Source organism: Microlunatus flavus (assembly GCF_900110855.1).
Taxonomy (GTDB): domain Bacteria; phylum Actinomycetota; class Actinomycetes; order Propionibacteriales; family Propionibacteriaceae; genus Microlunatus; species Microlunatus flavus.
The window spans coordinates 624,447-647,448 of sequence record NZ_FOFA01000003.1 but is presented as its reverse complement, the minus strand read 5'-3'; the positions used below and the strand labels follow the sequence as shown (position 1 = coordinate 647,448).

At 72.5% G+C, this 23,002-nt stretch carries 22 protein-coding genes; 15 read left to right on the top strand and 7 right to left on the bottom strand.

Annotation, left to right across the window (positions count from 1 at the left end):
• The coding region (locus BMY04_RS10765) for an HNH endonuclease signature motif containing protein (RefSeq protein WP_139209824.1) at window positions 1–355 on the top strand (355 nt) is incomplete at its 5' end.
• A gap of 13 nt (window positions 356–368) precedes the next feature.
• Here the strand turns inward: BMY04_RS10765 and BMY04_RS10760 are convergent.
• Window positions 369–1,328, bottom strand: coding sequence for a homocysteine S-methyltransferase family protein (locus BMY04_RS10760; RefSeq protein ID WP_198410059.1), 960 nt, complete (start codon window positions 1,326–1,328; stop codon window positions 369–371).
• A 91-nt stretch (window positions 1,329–1,419) separates the two neighbouring features.
• The gene (gene msrB / locus BMY04_RS10755) at window positions 1,420–1,851 is read right to left on the bottom strand and encodes a peptide-methionine (R)-S-oxide reductase MsrB (RefSeq protein ID WP_091179568.1); all 432 of its coding nucleotides are present in this window, start codon (window positions 1,849–1,851) and stop codon (window positions 1,420–1,422) included.
• A gap of 105 nt (window positions 1,852–1,956) precedes the next feature.
• On the opposite strand from msrB, the gene BMY04_RS10750 reads away from it, so the two are divergent.
• From BMY04_RS10750 to BMY04_RS10740, 3 genes are all read left to right on the top strand, one after another.
• Window positions 1,957–3,072, top strand: coding sequence for a DNA polymerase domain-containing protein (locus BMY04_RS10750; protein WP_091179566.1), 1,116 nt, complete (start codon window positions 1,957–1,959; stop codon window positions 3,070–3,072).
• Between the two features lie 611 nt (window positions 3,073–3,683).
• Window positions 3,684–5,249 carry a hypothetical protein gene (locus BMY04_RS10745; RefSeq protein WP_170854078.1) on the top strand — a complete coding sequence of 522 codons (1,566 nt, stop codon included), beginning with the start codon at window positions 3,684–3,686 and terminating at the stop codon, window positions 5,247–5,249.
• 504 nt (window positions 5,250–5,753) lie between these two features.
• Window positions 5,754–6,581: a hypothetical protein gene (locus tag BMY04_RS10740; RefSeq protein WP_091179563.1), complete on the top strand. Its 828-nt coding sequence runs from the start codon at window positions 5,754–5,756 to the stop codon at window positions 6,579–6,581.
• 49 nt (window positions 6,582–6,630) lie between these two features.
• On the opposite strand, the gene BMY04_RS10735 is transcribed toward BMY04_RS10740, so the two are convergent.
• The gene (locus BMY04_RS10735) at window positions 6,631–7,488 is read right to left on the bottom strand and encodes an aminoglycoside phosphotransferase family protein (protein WP_232506260.1); all 858 of its coding nucleotides are present in this window, start codon (window positions 7,486–7,488) and stop codon (window positions 6,631–6,633) included.
• Window positions 7,489–7,768: 280 nt separating this feature from the next.
• Here BMY04_RS10735 and BMY04_RS10730 point away from each other — a divergent pair, with 280 nt between their 5' ends.
• The 6 genes from BMY04_RS10730 (at window position 7,769) to BMY04_RS23685 (ending at window position 12,975) form a co-directional block, all read left to right on the top strand.
• Window positions 7,769–9,247 (top strand): lysyl oxidase family protein, encoded by a 1,479-nt coding sequence (locus tag BMY04_RS10730; RefSeq protein WP_198410058.1) that lies wholly within the window; start codon window positions 7,769–7,771, stop codon window positions 9,245–9,247.
• A 147-nt stretch (window positions 9,248–9,394) separates the two neighbouring features.
• The gene (locus BMY04_RS10725; RefSeq protein ID WP_091179557.1) at window positions 9,395–10,972 is read left to right on the top strand and encodes a Na+/H+ antiporter; all 1,578 of its coding nucleotides are present in this window, start codon (window positions 9,395–9,397) and stop codon (window positions 10,970–10,972) included.
• 89 nt (window positions 10,973–11,061) lie between these two features.
• Window positions 11,062–11,310 (top strand): hypothetical protein, encoded by a 249-nt coding sequence (locus BMY04_RS10720; RefSeq protein WP_091179554.1) that lies wholly within the window; start codon window positions 11,062–11,064, stop codon window positions 11,308–11,310.
• A gap of 77 nt (window positions 11,311–11,387) precedes the next feature.
• Window positions 11,388–11,702 carry an ArsR/SmtB family transcription factor gene (locus BMY04_RS10715; RefSeq protein ID WP_091179552.1) on the top strand — a complete coding sequence of 105 codons (315 nt, stop codon included), beginning with the start codon at window positions 11,388–11,390 and terminating at the stop codon, window positions 11,700–11,702.
• Window positions 11,699–12,271 carry an SRPBCC domain-containing protein gene (locus BMY04_RS10710; RefSeq protein ID WP_232506258.1) on the top strand — a complete coding sequence of 191 codons (573 nt, stop codon included), beginning with the start codon at window positions 11,699–11,701 and terminating at the stop codon, window positions 12,269–12,271. The genes BMY04_RS10715 and BMY04_RS10710 overlap by 4 nt, the downstream gene beginning before the upstream one ends.
• Window positions 12,166–12,975 (top strand): Chromate resistance protein ChrB, encoded by an 810-nt coding sequence (locus tag BMY04_RS23685; protein WP_408630455.1) that lies wholly within the window; start codon window positions 12,166–12,168, stop codon window positions 12,973–12,975. Before BMY04_RS10710 ends, BMY04_RS23685 begins: the two co-directional genes overlap by 106 nt.
• Here the strand turns inward: BMY04_RS23685 and BMY04_RS10700 are convergent.
• Window positions 12,953–13,156 carry a hypothetical protein gene (locus tag BMY04_RS10700; RefSeq protein WP_198410057.1) on the bottom strand — a complete coding sequence of 68 codons (204 nt, stop codon included), beginning with the start codon at window positions 13,154–13,156 and terminating at the stop codon, window positions 12,953–12,955. The two genes, BMY04_RS23685 and BMY04_RS10700, sit on opposite strands and share 23 nt — an antisense overlap.
• 475 nt (window positions 13,157–13,631) lie before the next feature.
• Between BMY04_RS10700 and BMY04_RS10695 the strand changes: the two genes are divergently transcribed.
• The 3 genes from BMY04_RS10695 to BMY04_RS10685 all read left to right on the top strand — a co-directional run bounded on the left by BMY04_RS10695 (window position 13,632) and on the right by BMY04_RS10685 (window position 18,903).
• The gene (locus tag BMY04_RS10695; RefSeq protein ID WP_091179548.1) at window positions 13,632–16,715 is read left to right on the top strand and encodes a fibronectin type III domain-containing protein; all 3,084 of its coding nucleotides are present in this window, start codon (window positions 13,632–13,634) and stop codon (window positions 16,713–16,715) included.
• Window positions 16,716–16,966: 251 nt separating this feature from the next.
• Window positions 16,967–18,154, top strand: coding sequence for a Gfo/Idh/MocA family protein (locus tag BMY04_RS10690; RefSeq protein ID WP_091179546.1), 1,188 nt, complete (start codon window positions 16,967–16,969; stop codon window positions 18,152–18,154).
• Complete coding sequence (locus BMY04_RS10685; protein WP_091179544.1) at window positions 18,154–18,903, top strand: ThuA domain-containing protein; 750 nt, start codon at window positions 18,154–18,156, stop codon at window positions 18,901–18,903. Before BMY04_RS10690 ends, BMY04_RS10685 begins: the two co-directional genes overlap by 1 nt.
• On the opposite strand, the gene BMY04_RS10680 is transcribed toward BMY04_RS10685, so the two are convergent.
• Window positions 18,900–19,310, bottom strand: a complete 411-nt coding sequence (locus tag BMY04_RS10680; RefSeq protein WP_091179542.1) for an SRPBCC family protein — start codon at window positions 19,308–19,310, stop codon at window positions 18,900–18,902. The genes BMY04_RS10685 and BMY04_RS10680 overlap by 4 nt on opposite strands.
• A 17-nt stretch (window positions 19,311–19,327) precedes the next feature.
• On the opposite strand from BMY04_RS10680, the gene BMY04_RS10675 reads away from it, so the two are divergent.
• Window positions 19,328–20,080 (top strand): sulfite exporter TauE/SafE family protein, encoded by a 753-nt coding sequence (locus BMY04_RS10675; protein WP_091179540.1) that lies wholly within the window; start codon window positions 19,328–19,330, stop codon window positions 20,078–20,080.
• Here the strand turns inward: BMY04_RS10675 and BMY04_RS10670 are convergent.
• Window positions 20,059–21,288: an MFS transporter gene (locus tag BMY04_RS10670; protein ID WP_091179539.1), complete on the bottom strand. Its 1,230-nt coding sequence runs from the start codon at window positions 21,286–21,288 to the stop codon at window positions 20,059–20,061. The genes BMY04_RS10675 and BMY04_RS10670 overlap by 22 nt on opposite strands.
• Before the next feature lie 95 nt (window positions 21,289–21,383).
• Between BMY04_RS10670 and BMY04_RS10665 the strand changes: the two genes are divergently transcribed.
• Window positions 21,384–22,286, top strand: coding sequence for a LysR family transcriptional regulator (locus BMY04_RS10665; RefSeq protein WP_091179536.1), 903 nt, complete (start codon window positions 21,384–21,386; stop codon window positions 22,284–22,286).
• Here BMY04_RS10665 and BMY04_RS10660 read toward each other — a convergent pair.
• Window positions 22,237–22,995 (bottom strand): class I SAM-dependent DNA methyltransferase, encoded by a 759-nt coding sequence (locus BMY04_RS10660; protein ID WP_232506254.1) that lies wholly within the window; start codon window positions 22,993–22,995, stop codon window positions 22,237–22,239. The genes BMY04_RS10665 and BMY04_RS10660 overlap by 50 nt on opposite strands.
• Window positions 22,996–23,002: the final 7 nt, after the last annotated feature.

Sequence of the window (23,002 nt, the reverse complement as noted above, 5' to 3'; positions counted from 1 at the left end):
GACCGTCGTCGACGCGAAGGGTGTGGTGCTGTGGATGGGCCGTTCGAGCCGGCTCGCCACGGCGGGTCAGACGATGGCGCTCGTCGCCCGTGACGGTGGCTGCTCGTTCCCGGGGTGTGAGCATCCGCCGGAGTGGTGCGAACGTCACCACGTCGTGGCGTGGGCCGACGGCGGCGCTACCGATCTCGACAACCTGACGCTGCTGTGCCGGTACCACCACCGCCAGTTCCTCGCCCGCGGCTGGACCTGCCGGATGGTCGACCGGCTCCCGACCTGGTTCCCACCCCGATGGGTCGACCCCGAGCAGCGGCCCCTGCGTCACACCCGCATCACCACCCGACACCTCGTCTGCTGAGGCTGCGATCAGGTCAGGCGCTCCACCGCTGCCACATGGCGCGGACGTGGCGCGCGTCCGTACCGCAGCAGCCGCCGAGCACGGCGAGCGAGGGCAGCTCGGCGGACAGCCGTGCCTGCGCAGCGGCCAGGTCGGCCGGGTCGCCCTCGTCGAGCGCGTCCGCCGCGTCGAGCTCGGCGTGGCTCTGCCGCGACGCGTTCACCCGGGTCCCGACGATCCGCTCGCGCCACGGGCCCGGCGCCAGCCCAGCGAGGACGTGATCGGGGTGCGCGCAGTTGACGAGGAAGTAGTCCGGAGGCGCGGCCGCGTCGACGGCCGCCACGGCCTCGTCGAGGCGGTGGCCGTCGGGAAGCCGCCCGTCGGTCTCGACGGTGAAGGACACGGCGCCGGGCAGCCCGACGTCGCGCGCCGCGAGGACGACGCCGACGGCCTCGTCGGGGTAGGTGAGGGTGAGGGCGGTGACCAGGTCGGCACCGGCGCCGGCGAAGGAGGCGAGCTGGGGTCGGTGGTAGTCGGCGGCTTCGTCCGCGCTCATCCGCTCGCCGACGACGTACCCGTCGCCGCGCGGCCCGGCCTGGCCGGAGACGAGGACGGGGCCCTCGACTCGAGAGGCGTATCTGCCTTGCAGCGCCTGAAGGAGCTCCACAGCGGAGCGGTTGGCGCGGTCCAGGTCGGCGGCGCCGTGGCCGAGGCGGGCTCCCCAGTCCGGGTTCGCCCGCCACGTCGGCGCCTCGAGCAGCAGCCCGGCGCCGGCCTCCGCGGCGACGTCGGCGTACGCGTCGTAGTAGTCGGTGAGAAGGGCCCGCCCACGCTCGTCGGCGAGCAGCGGGTAGGCGGCGAACGCCGGGAGGTCCACACCGCGGTGGAAGATCAGGTCGGTCTCCAGACCCCCGTCGGTCACCATCCGCGCGCCCTGCAGCTGCGGCAGCGCGCTGCCCTTCGGGACCGGCGTCGACACCCTCGTCGTCCCCATGGCTCCGGCTCCTCCCGCCCTGCTCCTTGCTAGCAGGACGGGAGCGCCTTCGCCAGGTCCGCCTTCGCCCGAGCGTGGAGGTGTGCGGGCGTCAGGCCTGCTTCGGCTCCAGGGTCAGGCTGATCGAGTTGATGCAGTAGCGCTGGCCGGTCGGGGTGCCGTAGCCGTCCGGGAAGACGTGGCCCAGGTGCGAGTCGCACGTCGCGCAACGCACCTCGACGCGCCGCATGAAGTGGCTGTTGTCCTCGATGTAGCGCACCCGCTCCTCGGCCAGCGGCGCGAAGAAGGACGGCCAGCCGCAGTGGCTGTCGAACTTGGTGTCGCTGCGGAACAGCTCGGTGCCGCACGCGCGGCAGTGGTAGACGCCCTCGGTCTTGGTGTCGGTGTACTCGCCGGTGAAGGCCCGCTCGGTGCCCGCCTCACGCAGCACGTGGTACTCGGCCCGGCTCAGCTGTGCGCGCCACTCGTCCTCGGACTTGACCACCTTGCCGACCTGGGCGGCCGGGCTCTCGAGATCGCTCATCGTGTTGCTCCTTGCTCGTTCGTCCGTCGCTGGTCCCAACTCTCCCGCGCTGACCAGTGTTCCCTCCGCCGCCACCCGCGGGAGGCGCTTCCCTATGCTTCGGCCATGGCTGCGAGGTCCGCGACACCGGCGGTCGAGCTGGAGGTGGGGGAGCGGGTCGTCCGCGTCACGAGCCCCGACAAGCTCTACTTCCCCGAGGTGGGGCTCACCAAGCTCGATGTCGTGCGCTACGTCCTCGACGTCGGGGACGGCATCTTCGCCGCGCTGCGCGACCGCCCGGTGACGATGGAGCGCTGGCCCGGCGGCTACCGCCCCGACATCGAGCTGAGCACCCGCGGCGGCAAGCCCCCGGCCGGCGGGTACGACGCGTTCTACCAGAAGCGGGCGCCCGGCCGGGGCATGCCGGACTGGGTGGAGACGTGCACCGTCGCGTTCCCGTCGGGACGGACCGCCGACGAGGTCTGCGCCACCGAGCTCGCGACGATCGCCTGGATGGCCAACCTCGGCACCCTGCGCTACCACCCCTGGCCGGTCACCCGTGCGGCGCCCGACCTCGTCGACCAGCTGCGCATCGACCTGGACCCGCAGCCGGGGACCGGGTTCGCCGAGGCGGCGACCGCCGCCCTCGTCCTGCGCGAGGTGCTGGCCGACGCCGGGCTGGCCGGGTTCGCCAAGACGAGCGGAGGCCGCGGCGTCCACGTATTCGTCCCGGTCGAGCCGACGCACGGGTTCGTCGAGGCCCGGCACGCGGTGATCGCGCTCGGCCGCGAGCTGGCGCGGCGCATGCCCGAGCAGGTGACGATCAGCTGGTGGAAGGAGGAGCGCGGCGAGCGCATCTTCGTCGACTTCAACCAGATGGCCCGCGACCGGACCATCGCCTCCGCGTACTCGATCCGCCCGACCGTCGACGCCCGCGTGTCCGCCCCGCTCACCTGGGACGAGCTCCCCGAGGCGCGGCCGGAGGACTTCACCGTCACCTCGATGCGCGCCCGATTCGCCGAGGTCGGCGACGCCTGGGCCCCCTTCTACGCCGAGCCCCCGGGGACGCTCGACGCCGCGCTCGAGATGTACGAGCGCGACGTGCGCGAGCTCGGCACCGGGCGCTACGGCGGCGCCGAGATGCCCTACCCGCCGGACTACCCGAAGATGCCGGGCGAGCCGGCAAGGGTCCAGCCGAGCCGGATGACTGCTCTGACCAGGGAGAACGAAGGCCTCGACTGACTTCTCGCTCCAGGCACACCGCTCACACGCCTGATGACCTGACCTGGTGGTTGCCCGGCTCGAAGACCTCCAGCGTTCGTTCCTTCGCCACCTCCGCGCCGAGGGCCGGAGTGCGTCGACTGAGCGGTGATCGCGGGACTTCGGCGTCATCGTCTTCGGTTCTGCCCGCGCACGCCGCCTGCCGCTGCTAGCGTCACGCGCGCGCACCTTGGGGGAGGGACGACACGTTGGGACAGGCGCAGGGGCAGGACGCCGTTCAAGGGCCGGTACCGGACGGTGAAGGTCGGCAGACATCTCCGCGACCCCGCCCACGCCGTATGGCCACCGGCGGCTGGCTGGCGGTCGTCGCTGTGGTTCTCGCCGCCGCAGTGGGCGTCTACCTCCTGTTCTCCGGTGGTCTCACACGCTCGATCGCGCCTGCGCACCAGGGCCCGCAGGGCAGGACTCAGGACTCGGCAGTGGGGCTGAGCGCTGAGGCCGGGGGCGTGCGCGTCTCGCTGCCTCCGGGCGCGGCACCTCAGGGGGCGACGCTGACGGCGTCTCTGGTCGATGCGCCCACGTCCGGGGTGCCGAGGTACGTCCGGCCGTTCGGGTCGGCGGTCGAGGTGTCGTTGAGCTCGGGCCAACCGACGGGCACGGCGCAGGTCAGCTTCCCGATCGACGACGACCTGGTCGCCGAGGGGCTGGTGCCGGTCGTCGTGTGGTCCGACGGGAACGGCGGGTGGCGCTGGCTGCCGACGTCGTGGAAGCCCGGGGACCGAGACGTCCTCGCGCAGACGGAGCACTTCTCTCGAGGCTTCCTCGCCGGGATCGACGCGAAGGCCATGGCCGCGAAGGCGAAGGACAAGCTGGAGGCGCTGGTCACCGGTCGGGCAGGGGTGAAGCAGCCGTCGTGCAAGAAGTCCGACGACGGCAGCATCGACGTGTCGAGCAGCTCCGGCGACAAGATCAAGTGGTGCGTGGAAAAGGCTGATGACGGCGGCCACCTGGTCAAGGTCTCCAACAACCTGCGCGCCTTCGTCGAGATCACCTACCCGACCTCGTGGAAAGTGCAGGGCGACACAAGGTTCCCCAGCTTCACCCCCGACGGGCTGAAGCGGCTGCTGGGGACCGCCGTCGTCGGACGCGACAAGCCGAAGGGCTACTCCGTGCGAATCGTCGACTCGGCGGACACCCTGACCCTTCGAGTACCGAAGAGCCAGGGCGGGAAGCTCCGTGCGGCGTTCAGCATCGAGTCCTGGGCGCTGTCTGGGATCGACTTCGGGTGGCAGGTCTACTCGGGAGTGGCACAGGCCGCGAAGTCGAAGGTCGTGGCCGACGAGGACAAGACGGCGCGGCTGCGCTATTCGCTCTTCGCGGGGCTGGACGACCAGAAGGGGGCCCTGGCCGACGCCGTCAAGGCCTGCTCCGAAGCTGCTCAGGACCTGGCCAACGTCGACCCGGACGACAAGACGATCGGGCTGCAGACGTTCAAGTTCGCGGTGAAGTGCGTTCCGCACCTCGTGGAGGCCTTGGCGAAGACGGAGACCGGCTGGGTGGTGGGGGCGGTGCTCGTCATCATCACGACCACGTACGACTTCATCACGACCTCGCTGAACCTCCTCTCCAGCGGGATCCGCGACCTGTTCGACGAGGTCAGCAACTTCACCGTCAGGGGCGGCGAGAACTACTACCTGTCCCTCGCGCCGAGGACCGAGCCGATTTACAACACCCCGGCCAACCCGATGGGGTGGACCCTGACCACAGATGGGCTCGGACCCATGCTGATCGGGTTGAGCGGCAAGCAGGGCGAGGCCCTCGGCGTGGCGACGACGAGTCCGGCCACGGGTTGCCCGGACGCGACGCTGCCGTACCGCGACTCCGGCCGGCTCTACGACCTCTCGCACCACCACGGCGCTTTCGGAGTGTGGGGTCGAGACGGGCGGTTGGAGGTGGTCCGCGTCGACTCGTCGAGCTTCGGCACCCGCAAGGGGGTGCACGTCGGAGACACGAAGGAGAAGCTTCGTCAGACCTATGGCGACGCGCTCGAACCCGGCCCGGAGGTCAGCGCGGACGGACCGCTGCTGATGCTGACATCGGGCGGGAACTACCTGGAGTTCTTCATCGACCACGGCAAGGTCGCGTCCATCTTCGCCGGGTCCGGCACACCCATGAACATGGGTTATGGCGACTGCTGACGCTTGTCAGCCTGCTGACCGGCGGCGGGAGGAGGCCGGGGAGCACACGTCCGAGAGCGCGCCCACCTGCAGATCGGGGCGGACCAGAACACCGCACGCCGGGTCCTCGAACGTGTCAGACTCCGCCTGCGAGTCGATGGGTGACGGGGGCTGCAGCGATGATGGTCGATCTCGACGGCGGGCACGGCGACTGGGGGCGGCGTGGCTGAGCAGCCCGCCCTCGCGTTCCATGCACCGCCCGGCTGGGGACCGCTGCCGGACGCGTTCCTGCCAGGCGCGGGCTGGCGCCCGGACCCGCGCTGGCCGCAGGTGCCGCCCGGATGGATCTTCTACACGCGCAACGGCCAGCCGACACCGGCGCCGGCCGACCTGTGGCAACCAGCCCCGGACGTGGCACCCAGCCCGGCCACGCCGCCCGTACCGGCGGGACCGCCGCGGCTGGTCCCGGCGCCTCACTCGACCTGGGAGCCACGACCGGGGACGCCGCCGCGTGCAGGAGGGGCGGTGGACGGCCTCACCGGCGCGCGCGACCCGCAGGACGGCCCGTCGGCAGCGCTGCCGGGGTCCGCACCTGCACCAGGCCGCAGGCCGCTGAACCTGCGCGTGCTGTTCGCAGTGGTGTCCGTCGGCGTCGCTATGGTCCTCGTGGCCGGCGTCAGCCTCGTCGTGCGATCGGGAGCCACGTACCGAGGCAGCGCAACCCAGACGCAGAACGCGGTCGAGCGGCTGGAGATCGGGGGCGGGGGCCAGATCGACCCGAAGGACCAGTTCGTGCTCGATCTCAGCACCCACACCTTCACGAACGACAGCTCCAGCCCCGGCAACCCGCAGCCGGTGAGGGCGGATCCGGCCAAGTGCCAGCAGCTCGCCGACGCGTACGAAGGGTTCAGCTCTGCCTACGACTACGACGACGTGGTCGAGGGCCGGTCGACCTTCTTCGAAGAGGACAGCGGCGCGGCACTGTCGCGGGACTCACCTCAGAGCGCCTCGACCTTCCGCTACGCGAGCCGCGGGGCGGCCGAGCGGCACTTCGACAAGGACCGTGCCGACCTGAGCTCCTGCCCGTCGTTCACGATGACGTCCGACTCGGGAACCGTGGAGACCGTCACCCGCCAGGTCAAGGACACCGGCGGGCTGCTCGCGCACTCGTGGGAGGTGACCACCTACGACAGCCAGGAGAAGTACCGAGCGCCCAGCGTCGGCCGCTACATGCTCATCGGTTCGTCGGTCGTCGCGGTCGGGTGGGACATCAGCCCAGGCAAGACGTCGACGCCTCAGTCGCGCGACGAGTTTGAGCGCGAGCTGCGGAAGAGCCTTCGGAGCCGAGCCTGACGCGGGACCCCGCGCAGCGGCCAGCGCCCAGCCGCCGCACCGCTGCTCGCTACGGGGCCTCGAGCCGCCCGGGGACGGTTCCGGGGGGCGCGGGCCAGGAGAGCCCCTCGCGCAGCGCGCGCAGCAGGGCGTGCCGCCAGTACCCGCGGTTCGGGAACTGGTCGCCGAAGTCCCACCGCCAGGCCGCGATCATGGCCAGGACGAGCTGCCGGCAATGGGCCAGGAGCTCGTGGTCGATGCCGGGGTAGTGCTCGCTCACCGCCTCCGGCACGTGGGCGAGGTCGAACTCGACGGGCCCCCGGCAGAGGGTCTCGAAGTCGATGAAGACGGGGCCGTGCGCCGTGCCGAGGACGTTGCCCGGATGAGGCTCGCCGTGGAGCAGCTGCTCCGGCGCGCCGGATGACGTGATGCTTCGGCGCAGGTCCGCCAGCCGGCTCCGGAGGAGCTCGCGGTCGGCCTTCCCGAGGTCGGGGGAGAGGTCGGTCCTCGCCGCGATCTCCTGGGCCTCGGCGATGCGGTCATCCATCCCTGGTGCCCCCAGGTCGACCTTGCGCAGGCCGGCGTGGAGCCGTACCAGCGCGTCGGCGTAGGCCCTGGGCGACACGGGGTGCGTCGCCGGGTCGTAGTAGGTCCACAACGTGACGGCGAAGCCGTCGCGCTCGTGCACCTGAGGAGCGACACCGGGCAGCAGGGCTCCGACGGGGCAGCCGGCGTCCGCGAGCCGTCGAGCTCGGTGCAGCTCGAGGGCTGCGTCTTCCCTGAGCCCTCCATCGGTGACCCTGGCGAGGACGTCGCCGGGCGTCAACCGGAGCGCCAGCTTGTTCGAGCTGAAGAGAACCACCGCGTCGTCGGCCGGCAGGCCGAGCGCCGCCGCGACCGACACCGCTGCGACCTTCGCGCGCCTCACCTCGAGCTCGTCCACCCCACGACCTAAGCAGCCCCTCGACTGTGTGCGTGCGACCCAGCGCCAGGTCTCGTGTACGACCGTGGTCTCGATTCCTGCCCGAGCCGCTCGAAATCGTCGCGCCTGAGGGATTTCTGAGCCCCACCTGTGCTTCGATCAGCCTCCGCGACCGGAAGCACCCGGTCGACAACTGCTCTGGGGGTCTCGAGTGAACCATCCGACGCGTACGACGAGTCGCGCTCTCCGCGCGCTGCTCGTCGTCGGTGCAGCGTGCGCGACGTCCGTGGCCGGCACGGTTCCGGCCGGGGCCGCCACCCGGCCCGCGCTGGTCGTGGAGGCGTCGCGCTCGAGCGTGACGCTGTACCGCACGACCTACGAGGACGAGAACGGGCACGAGGAGAGCTACATGGAGGGCGACCTCGGCATCTACGCCGTCGCCGACCTCAAGCAGAAGTTCGAGGTCCGCGTGACCCGCAAGGACTACGACACGCCCGTCGTGGCGCGCCTCGTGCGCAAGGGGCACGACCGGACGCTGCCGGTGCCGGCCGACTTCTCGGGCCTGTCCGGCTTCTCCCGGACCACCTTCCGCGACAGCAAGGGCGCGGTCGTCAAGACCTCGGTGTCCACCTACTGCCCGAACGTCTACCGCCCGGTCCGACGTTCACCGAAGGCGCCCGCGGAGTCGCCCTACCCGCAGGGCTGCAACGGCAACCCCTACTCGCTCGGCGCGGTGTGGGGCCTCCAGGCCGGGTACGCCGCCAGCCTCACCGGCGGCGACGGGTACTACGGCTTCAGCGACCTGCCGGACCTGAAGCCCGGCCGCTACCTCGCGACGACCAGCATCACGCCGGCGTACCGCGAGGCTCTCCGCATCCCCGCGTCGAAGGCCCAGGCGTCGGTCGTGGTGACCGTCGAGCAGCGCGACGAGGGCGACTGCGACGAGTTCGGCTGCTTCCGCACCGCTCACGCCCGGACCGTCGCCCAGCGGACCGCGGCCACCGGCACGACCGCGGCGCCGAAGAAGCTGGTCGGGGCCAAGGTCAAGCCGTCGGGCCCGTTGCCCGACCTGCGCTCCCTGCCGGCCTGGGGCATCTCGGCCGACGGGCACTACCTGAACTTCGGCGCGACGGTGTGGAACGGAGGACCAGGTCGCCTGGTCGTGGACGGCTTCCGCGATCCCCAGGACGCCGACCTGATGCACGCCTACCAGTACTTCTTCACCGCCTCGGGCAAGCAGAAGGGCTACGCCCCGGTCGGCGGGATGGAGTGGGACGCGCGCGACACCCACCAGCACTGGCACTTCAAGGACTTCGCGCGCTACCGCCTCGTCGCGGCGGACAAGAAGACGCTGGTCGTCGACAGCGGCAAGGAGGCCTTCTGCCTGGCCAACACCGACATGGTCGACTACACCGTCAAGGGCGCGAACTGGAAGCCGGAGAACACCGACCTGTCGACCGCGTGCGGCAACCGGGAGGCGCTCGGCGTCCGCGAGGTGCTCGACCCCGGGTCGGGCGACACGTACACCCAGTACCGGGAGGGCCAGGCCTTCGACCTGACCACGGTGGCGAACGGCACGTACTACATCGAGATCGCCGCCAACCCCGACCGCGTGCTCCACGAGCGCAGCACCAGGAACAACGTCTCGCTGCGCCAGGTCGTCATCGGCGGCACCAAGGACGCCCGCACCGTGAAGGTCGGCAAGGTCGGCCTCGTCGACGAGCCGCCCGTCGACGACTCCGGTGAGGCGCGGCTGCACCGCTGAGGCAGGAGGACGCCGCGGCCGGGGACCTCGGGCGCGGCGTCCGCCCGGGCCCTGAGGGCCGAGGGCTTGAGCTGGCCTCGTCGCCGCGACAGACTCCTGGCGCGCGAGGCCGACGTGCAGCGGCCCCGGCGAGGAAGGAGGCGGCGCGTGCTCGGTCTCGAGATGGTCGTGGTGCTGGGGGTGGCGCTGCTGCTGGGCGGCCTGCTGGCCGGACGGTTCCCGATCGCGCCCGCCCTGGTGCTCGTGCTCGCCGGCGTGCTGATCGGGTTCGTCCCGGAGCTGGGCGAGGTCCAGCTGCCGCCCGAGGTCGTGCTGCTGCTGTTCCTGCCGGCGCTGCTCTACTGGGAGAGCCTGACGACGTCGCTGCGCGAGATCCGCAGCAACCTGCGCGTCGTGGTGCTCGCCAGCACCGGGCTCGTGGTCGCCACGGCCGGCTCGGTCGCGACCGTGGCCCACCTGCTGGGCATGCCCTGGGGTCCCGCCTGGGTGCTCGGCGGCGCCATCGCCCCGACCGACGCGACCGCTGTAGGCGTGCTCGCGCGGGCGCTGCCCCGCCGAACGGTGACCGTCCTGCGGGCGGAGAGCCTGGTCAACGACGGGACGGCGCTGGTCATCTACGGGCTGGCCGTCGGGGTCACGGTCGGCACCGAGCACCTCACGCCGCTGCACGTGAGCTGGCTGCTGGTCCTGTCCTACGTCGGGGGAGCGCTGGCCGGGGTGCTGGTCGGCCTGGTGGCCTGGCAGCTGCGCCGCCGTCTCGACGACCCGATGCTGGAGAACATCGCGATCCTGGTCACCCCCTTCGCCGCCTTCCTGCTCGCGGAGTCGATCCACGCGTCGGGCGTGCTCGCCGTCGTCGTGTGCGGGCTGCTGATGAGCCAGCTGGCGCCCCGGGTGACCGGCGCGGTCACCCGGCAGACGACGACCGCGTTCTGGTCGGTGTCGACGACGGTGCTGAGCAGCGTGCTGTTCGTGCTGGTGGGTCAGGAGGCGCACGCGGCGGTGCGCAACCTGCCGGCCTCGGCGTTCGGCACCGCCGTCGGCTTCGTCCTCGCGGTGACGGCGGTGGTGATCGCCACGCGCTGGGCCTGGCTCTACACGACGCCGTACCTGATCCGCCTGCTCGACCGCCGCCCGTCGCAGCGGCTGCGCCGCGTCAGCGCCCGCGCCCGGACCGTGAACGCCACGACGGGGTTCCGGGGCGCGGTGTCGCTGGCGGCGGCGCTGGCCATCCCGCACCAGCTGAGCGACGGGTCACCGTTCCCCGGCCGCGACCTGATCATCGTGATCACCAGCGGCGTCATCGTGCTGACCCTGCTGCAGGCGCTGGCGCTGCCCGCGGTGGTGCGGTTCGCCCGGCTGGCGCCCGACAGCTCCGTGGCCGAGGAACGTCACCTGGCCGAGGTGCGCACGACCGACGCCGCGTACGACGCCGTGACCGAGACCGCGGCCGAGCTGGGGACCGACCAGCCCGTGGTCGACCGTGTCCGCCACGAGATCGACAAGCAGCGCAAGCTCCTCGCCGCGGACGGCGCCGCCGAGGACCCGGTCGTGCAGTACGACGACCAGTACACGGCGCTGCGGCTCGCGCTGGTGGCCCGCAAGCGCAGCGCGCTGCTGGAGCTGCGCGACGACCGTTCCATCGACGACATCGTGCTGCGCCAGGTCCTGGACCGGATCGACCTGGAGGAGGTGCGCCTGCTGCGGGCGGCGCCGGCGGAGTAGCCGGGTCGCGGTCGGGACCTTCGGCCCTGCGCCGAGGCCGGTGCCGTGGGTGAGGCTGGCCCCGAGGCAGCGAGGGGACGGAGGACCCGATGAACATCCTGCTCTCCGTCGCCCTCACCACGCTGGTGGTGACGGGCACGCTGCGGGGGCTGCTGAGGTTCCTCGAGCACCTGGACCGTGCGGACGCCGACCCGGTCGGCCGGGTGCGGCTGACGACGGGGGAGCGCTGGCTCATCGCGGACCTCGAGCGCCGGTGGGAGCACCCCGCACCTCAGCACGGTCGGCGACGCTCCCGTGCCCGACCGCAGCCCGAGCCGGAACCGGGCCCGCGCCCCTGACGGAAGCCCGTCGCTCCTGTTTTTTCGCGCCCGTGCGTACCTGTACAGGTATGTAACTGATCGGGTACGTTTGAGGCATGGACGCGGTGCTGCAGGCCCTGGCCGACCCAAGTCGGCGAGCCGTGCTGGAGATCCTGCGCGACCACCCGGCGAACGCCGGCGAGCTGGCCGATGCGCTGCCGATCGCCCGGCCGGGCGTCTCGCGGCACCTGCGGTTGCTGCGCGAGGCCGGTCTGGTCGAGGTGCGCCAGGAGGCGCAACGACGGATCTACAGCCTGCGCCCCGAGGCGCTCGTCGAGGTCGACGAGTGGCTCGACGGCTACCGGGCGCTCTGGCAGCACCGGCTCGACGCCCTCCACACCGAGATCGCGAGAGGAAAGGCACGGCAGTGACGGACACGAGGACGACCACGAGCACGACCACCACGGGGACGATGCGTCCGCTCGGCGACGGCAGGGGGGCGATCAGGGTCGAGGACGTCTACGACACCGACATCGAGGACCTCTGGCAGGCCTGCACCACGCCGGAGCGCCTGGCGCGCTGGATCGGGCACGTGAGCGGCGAGCTGGGGGAGGGGGCGATGGTCGACGCCGTCCTCACCAGCACGTGGTCGGGGCCCGTACGGATCGACGTCTGCGAGGCGCCGACCCACCTGCTGCTCACGTTCGAGCAGGGCACCGACGACGAGACCCGGGTCGAGGCCTGGCTCACCGCCGAGGGTGCGCGCACCCGGCTCGTGGTCGAGGAGCGCGGTCTCCCGGTCGACCAGCTCCACTACTACGGGGCGGGCTGGCAGGCGCACCTCGAGGACCTCGGCCGCTCGCTCGAGACCGGCGGCCCGGTGCACCCCGAGGGCTGGTCGAGCCAGGCCCCGGCCGCCGGCTGGCGCAGCCGCTGGGGCGAGCTCACGCCGGCGTACGCGGACGCCGGGGTCGCTGCAGCGACCACCTCCGCCGGCTGACCAGGACCACGACCGGCTCGACGGTAAGGGCCCGTCCGGCCCTCAGAGGACCGGCGGGTCTCCGGCGTCGCGCCGCTCGACCACGCTGGTGTGGCTGGTGTGGCTGGTGTTGCGCCGCTGCTGCTGGGCCCCGTCTTCTGCGCGCGCTGGATCTTGGTCACGGTCTCGACGGGAAAGGGCGACTCCCTGAGGATGTTCGCCGGGCGCCGGCTGCGTGCCCTCGTGCGGTCTACCTGGCCCGCTCGACCTGCCTCCTGCCCGACCTGCCCGAGGTGGCGGAGGCCGTCGACGCCGCTGTCGCACGGATCCGGACCGATGGCGGCACGGCGCGCACGGTGAGGATCGTGGTCCCCGACGCCGACGAGGACGAGGAGCTGCGCGCGGCCCAACGGGCCGAGCGCGACGTGGAGTACGCGGAGGTCGTCGCGCGCACCGCCTCCTTCCTCGAGGAGATCGCGACGGAGACCGCCCGCCAGCGCTTCACCTACGCCGAGGTGGAGGAGTCCGAGCGGACCTGGGCCGCTTCGACCGCTGGCTCGCCTCGATCAACGCCGCCGCGACCACTTCGACGCCCCGGGGCGGTCGTCCGCGACCGAGGCCGTCGAGCGCTGCCGGCAAGCGCTCGCCACCTTCGAGGCGAGCGCGGTGTCGGCGCACGAGCAGGCCTGACCGGGTCCGAGGTCAGACGGAGGACCGTGGCCTGACGTGGACCGTCGCGTCCATCAGCCGTGCCCCGACCTGGACGACGGCGGAGCGCAGCACGCCGACGATGGCGACCGTGATCAGCAGTCCCACCACGGGGTCGGCCCAGCGCCACCCCAGTGCGGCCCCGCCCGCGTCCAGCAGGGCGGCCAGGCCGGTGTACCCGTCGGCCCGGGCGTGCAACCCGTCCGTGACTGAGCCCGGAGCGAGGTGCCCGCCCTCGGTCCGCCCAGCGAGCGTCCTCAGGCTCCATCAGGAAGCGGTGCCACGAGAAGAATTTCTTGGGGTTGCACGGCTCGAGAAGTGAGCAGCTCAGACGACGAGCGATCTGGCAAGGGCGGCAACCTAAGAAGTTCCGGCTGGCTGGTGCTGATCAAGGCTGAGAACAAGCCCAGCGACGTTGGGCTGACATCGCTGTCAAGGTGGCTCTTCCCAAGGCCGCGTGAGATTTCTTCAGGCAAGAACGGAACTCGAACCTGAAGAAGCCTGCTTTCTGAAATAAGCAGCGTTTTGCCGCTGACACGCCTGGCGGGCCGGCCGCGATGCACCGGCTGGTCGTGGAAGTGCCCGGGAAACCTGGTCCGCCACGGCCCTCGGGGGGGCAGGTAACAGGTTCACGAGCCGTCGGGGCGGCTCGCTCACTCGAGAGGCCCCCGACATGCGTTCTTCCGCTCTTCAGCAGCCCGTCTTCTCCTCCGCCGCACGGATCTCGTTCACCGGCACGTTCGCCGCCCTGGCGGTCCTCGCCGGCTCGCTGGTGCCCAGCACCGCCCAGGCCGCGACCACGGTCGTCGGCCAGGGCACCTACGAGAACACCTCCTCGGCCGTCACGCTGAACGGCAGCTGGACCACCGTCTCCTCCAACCAGGACTCGGGCGGCTCGACCAGCAGCCTCAGCGGCACCGGCTACGCGGAGCTGTCCTTCAAGACCTCCGGGATCCGCTGGATCACCCGCCTGAACAGCTACTCCGGCATCGCCGACGTCTACCTCGACGGCGTGAAGGTCAAGACGGTCGACCTCTACTCGGCCACCACCAAGACGCAGCACGTCGCGTACGAGGTCAAGGGACTCCCCGAGACCACCCACACGATCCGCGTCGTGCGCACCGGCGCGAAGAACGCGAGCTCGAGCAGCCCGAACATCCAGCTCGACGCCTTCGTCGCCCCGGACATCCACGCGCCGAGCGCCCCGACCGGCCTGACCGCGACGGTCTCGGGCACCGGCGTGAAGCTCGCCTGGAGCGCCAACCCCGAGTCCGACGTCAAGGGCTACCGCGTCTACCGGCGCGAGGGCACGAGCACCACCCGCGCCCTGGTCGGCACCACCTCGGCGAGCACCCGCACGCTGACCGACGACGGCCGCAACCCCGGCGTCACCTACACCTACGACCTGCTGGCCGTCGACACCTCCGACAACGTCTCCGGCTACTCCGGCGCCGCCGCTGTGACGATGCCGATCAAGGCCCAGCCGGCCGGCACCTACGAGAACGACGACCCGGCGGTCACGCTGGACGGTCCCTGGTCGGTCGTCTCCTCGGGCATGGACTCGGGCGACTCGTACGCCACGCTGAACAGCGCGGGCTTCGCCGAGATCTCCTTCAAGACCTCCGGCATCCGCTGGATCAGCCGGCTCAACAGCTACTCCGGCATCGCCGACGTCTACCTCGACGGCGTCAAGAAGGCCAGCGTCGACCTCTACTCGGCGACCACGCGGTACCAGCAGGTCGCCTACGAGGTGAAGGGCCTGCCGGAGACCGCGCACACGCTGCGCATCGTCCGCACCGGCACCAAGAACGCCGCCTCGAGCAGCGCCACCGTGATGCTCGACGCGTTCGTGGCGCCCGACGTCTACCCGCCGGCCGCCCCGCTGGCCCTCAGCGCCAAGCCCGCCACCTCGAGCGTCGCGCTCTCCTGGACCGAGAGCCCGGAGCCCGACGTCATCGGCTACCGCGTCTACCGCGCGACCGGCACCGGCGCGATGACCGCCGTCACCAGCAGTGCGGTCACCTCGCCCTCCTACACCGACGACGGCCTGCTGCCGGGGGCCGCGTACCGCTACCAGGTCAGCGCCCTTGACGCCGGCGGCAACGAGTCGCCCCGCTCGGCCGTGGTGGACGCCCAGCTCGGCATGACGGCCCTGCCGGCCGGCACCTACGAGGACGACGACCCGGCCCTCACCAAGAAGGGCCCCTGGACGAAGACCACCTCGACGGGTGCGGGCACCGACAGCGGCGGCTCCTTCTCCACCCTCGGTGACCCCGGCTACGTCGAGATGTCCTTCGGCACCAGCGGCATCAAGTGGGTGGCCCGCAAGAACACCTCGTCCGGCTACGCCGACGTCTACCTCGACGGCGTGAAGGTCAAGACCGTCGACCTCTACTCCTCGACCACGCAGTACGCGCAGACCGTGTTCGAGAAGACCGGGCTGAGCGAGACCGGCCACACCATCCGGATCGTCCGCACGGGCGACAAGAACACCAGCTCGGTGGGGCGCAACATCACCCTCGACGCCCTCGTGGCCCCCGACGTCTACGCCCCGGCCGCGCCGACCTCGGTCAAGGCGACGGGCGTGCGCACCGGCGCCAAGCTGACCTGGACCAAGAGCCCGGACGCCGACGTCGCGAGCTACCGGGTCTTCCGCCGCGCCGCCGGTGCCACCACCGACGTCCTCGTCGGCACCGTGCCCTCCACGACCACCTCGTTCGCCGACGTCGGCCTGGCCGACGGGGCCACCTACACCTGGACCGTCGTGGCCCGGGACACGTGGAAGAACGACTCCGCCGCCTCCCTGCCGGCGTCCTTCACCAACACGGGCGACCCGTACGCGGCCTTCCCGCAGCGCTACGCCACCTGCCCGACCGCCACCGTGACCGTCTCGACGCGGGCCCAGCTGCTGTCGGCCATCTCCTCGGCCTCCGCCGGCAGCGTCATCCGCCTCAACCCGGGCACCTACGGCGCGAACATCGAGGTCACCACCAAGGCCACGCCGGACAAGCCGCTGTGGATCTGCGGCCCCCGCACGGCGGTCATCGACAACGCCGACGTGAGCAAGGGCTACGGCTTCAAGCTGACGGGCGCCACCAACGTGGTCGTCGCCGGCATGACGGTCCGCAACGTCCAGAAGGGCGTCGCGGTCCTCTACGGCAAGGGCGTGACCATCGCCGACCTCCGCGTCGAGAAGATCGGTGACGAGGCGATCCACCTCAAGAACCAGACCACCGACTCGACCGTCATCGGCAACTCGATCGCCACGACCGGCCTGAACTCGCCGAACTACGGCGAGGGCGTCTACATCGGCACCGCCGAGGGCAACTGGTGCCTCTACAACGACTGCAACGCCGACACCTCCGACCGCAACCTCGTCGCCTTCAACACCATCAGCGGCACCACCGCGGAGCCGATGGAGGCCAAGGCCGGCACGAGCGACGGCACGATGTGGAAGAACACTCTCGACGGGTCGGCCATCACCTCCTCCGACACCGACAGCCTCGTGCAGGTCATGGGCAGCGGCTGGGTCATCGCCGGCAACCGGGGCACGCACAGCCCGACCGACGCGATCCAGGTCTGGAACACCACGGCCGGCTACGGCCTGGACAACATCGTGTACGGCAACGCCGTCTCCGACGCCCTCCCGGGCTACGCGGTGGTCATGCCCTACGCCGACGGCGGCAACATCGTCGGCTGCGACAACTCGGCTCCGGCCGCCGCGCTGGGGATGAGCAACAAGACCTGCCAGAACTGATCGCGGCGCACCGTCGGGGGATCACCGCCGGGGGTTCGTTCGGGACTGGCACACGGGCCGGCACCGGTGCAGCGCGAGCTGCGCCGGTGCCGGTCCCTTGTCGTGCCCGACCAGGCGCGGCCCTGCGTGCCGCGGGCCCCGGTGGGCCTGCGACGATCTTGGGCGTCCCCGCACGTCCGCGTGCGGCCCCGACCCAGCACGACCCAGCACGACCCAGCACCGTCCGCCACCGCACCGACAGGAGCGCACCGATGAGCTCTCCCACCCCGTCCGCCCCGACGCTGCGCGTCGCCATGATCGGCCACGCCTTCATGGGCGCGGCCCACTCCCAGGCCTGGCGCAACGCCCACCGGTTCTTCGACCTCCCCCTCACCCCCGTCATGCAGGTCGTCGTCGGCCGCGACGGTGAGCGGGCCGCGCACGCCGCGCAGCGCTTCGGGTGGGAGGAGTCGGCCACCGACTGGCGCTCCGTCGTGGAGCGCGACGACATCGACCTCGTCGACATCTGCACCCCGGGCAACACCCACCGCGACATCGCGCTCGCCGCGCTCGAGGCGGGCAAGCACGTCCTCTGCGAGAAGCCGCTGGCCAACTCCGTGGCCGAGGCCGAGGAGATGACGGCGGCGGCGGAGGCCGCGCTGGGCCGGGGCGCGTACGCGATGTGCGGCTTCACCTACCGCCGCGTCCCCGCGCTGACCCTGGCCCGCGAGCTCGTCGCCGAGGGCCGGCTGGGCACCATCCGTCAGGTCCGCGCCCAGTACCTGCAGGACTGGCTCTCCGACGCCGACGCCCCGCTCACCTGGCGGATGGACAAGTCGCTCGCCGGCTCCGGCGCGCTCGGCGACATCGGCGCCCACGTCATCGACGCCACTCAGTGGATCACCGGGCAGTCCATCACCGGCGTCTCCGCGCTGCTCGAGACCTTCGTGACGAGCCGGCCCAAGGCGGGGGAGGCGTCCGGCCTCGGCGGCAGCGGCGACACCTCCGGCGAGCGCGGGCCGGTCGACGTCGACGACGCGGCCTGGTTCACGGCGCGCTTCGACGGCGGCGCGGTGGGCCAGTTCGAGGCGACCCGCTTCGCCCTGGGTCGCAAGAACGCGATCCGCATCGAGATCAACGGCACCGACGGGTCGCTGGCCTTCGACTTCGAGGACATGAACGTCCTCAACTTCTTCGACGGCACCAAGCCGGGCCGCGAGCAGGGCTTCACGCGCATCTACGTCACCGAGCCCGACCACCCGTACGTGGGATCGTGGTGGCCCGCCGGCCACGGGCTCGGCTACGAGCACGGCTTCGTCCACCAGGTCGTCGACCTGACCCGCGACATCGCCGCGCACAGCCAGCCGCGCCCGTCCTTCGCCGACGCCCTCGCCGTGCAGCGCGTCCTCGACGCCGTCGAGCGCAGCGCCGCCGACCGTTCCACCTGGACAGGAGTCTGATGACCACCCCCGACCGAACCAACGGACCGACCCGTCGCGCCCTCGTCGTACGCGGCGGGTGGGACGGCCACGTGCCCGTCGAGGCGACCGACCGCTTCATCCCGTTCCTGCGCGAGAGCGGCTTCGACGTGCGCGTCGAGGACTCGCCGGAGGTCTACACCGACGCCGACGCGCTGGCTGCCACCGACCTCGTCCTGCAGTGCTACACGATGGGCACGGCCAGCAACGAGGCCGTCGCCGGGCTCCGCGCGGCGGTCGCGGCGGGCACGGGCTTCGCCGGCTGGCACGGCGGCATCGCCGACTCGTTCCGCAACACGAGCGACTACCTGCACCTCGTCGGCGGTTCGTTCGCCTGCCACCCGGCGCGCGACCCGCAGCACCTCAAGGGCGACCAGACCGACAACTACGTCGACTACACCGTCGAGATCGTGCCCGAGCAGGCCGAGCACCCGGTCGTGGCCGGCGTCGGCGACTTCGAGCTCACCTCGGAGCAGTACTGGGTGATCTCCGACGACTACATCGACGTGCTGGCCACCACGACCCAGAAGGCCCGTCCGGGCGACCCCTGGAACCGTCCGGTCGTCTCGCCGGCGATCTGGACCCGCGCCTGGGGCGAGGGGCGCGTGTTCGTGGCCACGCCGGGCCACAGCCTCGACGTCCTCGACCACCCGGCCGTCCGCACGGTCGTCGAGCGCGGCCTGCTGTGGTCGGCCCGTGGGTCCGGCCAGCCGTACGGGGTGGCGGGCTAGCCGGCCCGCCCGTCCGGGCCGGCCTCGAGCAGGTCCCGCAGCCGTTCCAGGTCGGCCTGGACGGTCGCGGCGTCGCGCTCGAGGTCGGCGTCGCTCAGCGCGCCCTGCCGCACGGTGAACAGCAGCTCGCTGCCCTCGGGGTGGGAGAGCACGCGGAACGGGTTCAGCGTCGCCGAGCCGTCCGGCAGCGTGACCTCGTGGTCGAGGACGCCGTAGGGGTTGGGCCCCACGAAGCGGACGCGCACGTCGCCCATCGGCGAGCCGACGAGCAGGGTCTCCCCGTCGCGACGGACCTCGCTCTGCGCGAGGCCGGAGGCCCAGCGCGGCAGGTGGTCCGGGTCGGCCGCGTACGCGAAGACCGCCGCGACCGGCCGGTGGACGACGACGCTGCAGTGCACGCTGCGCATCCGCGGATGATAGGCCGGTGGACGGCGTGCTGGGAACGGCTTTCCTGGCCGGCGCTGGGGTCGTCGCCGGCGTCACCGGCACCGCTGGCGGGGTCACCTCGCTCGTCGCGTACCCGGCCCTGCTCGCGGTCGGCGTGCCGCCGCTGGCGGCGAACGTGACGAGCTCGGTCGCCCTCGTCGGCAGCGGGGCGAGCTCGGCCCTGCGGGCCGGTCCGGACGTCGTCGGCCACGGCCCCACCCTGCGGCGCTGGCTGCCGCGCACGGTCCTGCTCTCGCTCGCCGGCGCCGTGCTGCTGGTGTCGACGCCCACGGCCCTGTTCGACCGGCTGGTGCCCTTCCTCGTCCTCGCCGGGGCGGTCGTGGTGCTGCTGCAGCCGCGGATCGCCGCCCGGCAGCGTGCCCGCGACCGCCCGCTGCCGCCGGCGGCCGTGAGCGCGGCCGGCGCCGGGGTCGCGCTCTACAACGGCTACTTCGGGGCGGGGTCCGGCATCCTGCTCGTCGCGCTGCTGTCCCTGACCGTCGAGCCGGTCCTGCACCGCGCCAACGGCCTCAAGAACGTCCTCCTGGTGGCCGGCGACGTGCTCCCGGCGGTGCTGTTCGCCGTCCTCGGGACGGTCGTGTGGCGGGCCGCGTGGCCGCTCGGGCTGGGCGCCCTGGTGGGCGGGCTCGTCGGCCCGTCGCTCGCGCGCCGGCTGCCCGAGGGCCTGCTGCGCGTCCTGGTCGGGGGCTGCGGGGTGGTGCTGGCGGTCTACCTGCTCGTACGCGGCTGAGGAACGGCGACCAGCAGGGTCGGCGTCCGGCGCAGCACGAGGGCCAGCACGCCGAGCACGACCACGAGCCCGGCGGCCAGCACGACGACGCTCGGCCAGCCGGCGGCGTTCCAGGCCTGGCCGCCCAGCGCGCCGAACACCGACGCGCCGACGTAGTAGGCGAAGAGGTAGAGCGAGGCGGCCTGGGCCGTGGCCAGCCCCGCGGCGTGGGCGCGGGCGGGCACCCAGCCGCTGGCCACGCCGTGCACGGCGAAGAAGCCGGCGATCACCAGCGCGAGGCCGACCACGAGCAGCGGCAGGGAGGCGGGGATCGTCAGCAGCACCCCGAGCAGCGCGACGACGCAGCCGATCGGCAGGACCGCGCGGCGCCCGTACCGGTCGGCGAGCCGGCCGGAGAGCGCCGAGCTCAACGACCCCACCGGGTAGACGCAGAACAACAGGCTCGCCGCGGCGAGGCCGAGGTGGAACGGGTCGAGCGCGAGGCGGAACCCGACGGTGTTCAGCAGCACGGTGAGCACGCCCATCGAGCACCCGCCGATGCCGAAGAGGGCGAGCAGCCCCCGGTCGGAGAGCGCCTGCCGAGCCGTGCCGAGCACCGCGTGCAGCCCCGCCGGCCGGGGCACGAACTGCCGCGACGCGGGCAGCAGCACGCGGACCACGACGGCGCAGACGAGCCCGAGCGCCGCCGCGCTCGCCAGGGCCCAGCGCCAGCCGAATGCGCCGGCGACGGCCCCGGTGAGCAACCGCCCGGCCATGCCGCCGATCGCCGTGCCCGCGACGTACAGGCCGACCGCCCGCGCCTGGCTGCCGGGGTGCAGCTCCTCGCGCAGGTACGCCGTGGCCACCGCCGGGAGGCCCGCGAGGGCGACCCCCTCGAGCAGCCGCAGGCCGACGAGCGCGGGCCAGGACGGGGCGAGCGCGCAGGCCAGGCCGACCAGCGAGGCCAGCAGCACCGAGGCGTGGATGAGCGGGGTGCGGCCGTAACGGTCGGACAGCGGCCCCACGACGAGCAGGGCCACGGCCAGGCCCAGGGTGGTCGCCGAGAGCGACCAGGCGCTCGCCCCGGCGCTGACGCCGAAGCGGGTGGCGAGGACCGGCAGCAGCGCCTGCGTGCTGTACAGCAGCGCGAAGGTCGCCACCCCGGCGGCGAAGAGCGCGACGACGACGCGCCGGTACGCGGGCGTGCCTGGCTGGACCCCTGTGCTCACCCGCCCGACTCTTCCGCGACGGATTCCATGCGTCCAATGTCCTTGTCACACTGTCTCCATGCGTGATGCGCATGGCCAGGGCTACGCTCTCGGACGTGCAGCTGCGCGACCTCGACTGGCTCGTCTCGATCGGCGACCACCAGCACGTGTCGGCGGCGGCCGACGCGCTCGGGGTGTCGCAGCCGACGCTGTCGCGGGCGCTGGCGCGCTGCGAGGCCGAGCTCGGGGCGCGGCTCTTCGACCGGGTGCCCGACGGCGTCCGCCCGACCCCCGCCGGGTCGCTCGTGCTCGACGGGGCTCGCGATCTCACGACCCGCTACGCGCGGCTGGTGGGGTCGCTGGCCCGGGTCGTCGACCCCGACACCGGGCTCGTGCGGCTCGCGTTCCTCGACTCGATGGCCACGTCGCTGGTGCCGTCGCTGCTGCGGGCGTTCCACGCCCACGCGCCCCAGGTGCGCGTCGAGCTGCGCCAGGAGCCGGGCCACGACATCGTGCGCGACTTCGAGCAGGGCGGCGTCGACCTCGCGATCGTCTCCGACCTGCCGCCCGGCCCTTACGGCTGGCACCTGCTGCAGGAGGAGCGCCTGGTCCTCGTGGTGCCCGCCACCCACCGCTGGTGCGGGCGCACCGCGGTCGACGTGGCCGAGCTGGGCGGCGAGGAGCTCATCACGACCCCGCCCGGCTTCGGCAGCCGGCGCCTCGTCGACGGGCTGCTGCGCGAGGCGGGCGTGGCACCCACGATCTCGTTCGAGAGCCAGGACCTGGCCACCATCGAGGGGCTCGTCGCCGCCGGTCTCGGTGTGGGGATCGTGCCGGAGGCGTTCGCCGGGCAGTCGGGAACGGTCGGGCTGCGGCTGGACGCGGCGGGCGCGCGGCGGCTGATCGGCCTCACCTGGCGCACGGACCGCGAGCTCGCACCGCCGGCGGAACGGTTCCGGGCGTTCGTGCTCAGGCAGGCAGCCGGTACACCGACACGTGCGACTCCGACTCGGCCGTGAAGGGTTCCCCGGACCAGCCGGCCCAGCGGTGCTCGAGCTCCAGGCCGGCCAGCCGGGCCATCAGGTCGAGCTCGGCGGGCCAGGCGTAGCGGTGCCGGCTGCGGAACAGCGCGGCCTGCGTGGTGCCGGCGTCCTCGGCGAAGCGGAAGTGGTGGGAGACCATCCGCTGGGTGACCACGTCGTAGGTGTCGAGACCGATGCGGTCGGCTCCCGTCTCGAAGATCGTCGCGTCCCGGCCGGGCGCGAGGCGGCGCAGGTCGGGTACCCCGAGCTCGACCACGAACCGGCCGCCGGGACGCAGGTGCGCGGCGGCGTTCGCGAAGCAGGCGACCTGCTCGTCCTGCTCCAGGAGGTTCGAGATCGTGTTGAAGACGAGGTAGACCAGCGCGAACGCGCCCGGCACCCGGACGCGGGCCATGTCCCCGACGACGACCGGGATCTCGTCCGGACCGGCCTTGGCGCGCAGCTGGTCGACCATCGGCTGCGAGAGCTCGATCCCGCTCACCGCCAGCCCGCGGGCGGCCAGCGGGACGGCCACGCGGCCGGTGCCGATCGCGAGCTCGAGGACCGGCCCGCCCTCGGCGAGCGCGACGAGCCGGTCGAGGGTGGGCCCGAGGACCTCGGGCGCGCTCATGCCGACGTTGTCGGCGTCGTACGCCTCGGCCGTCCGCGCGTCCCACACGTCCGAGCTGGTGCTGGGGCTGGTCACAGGACCG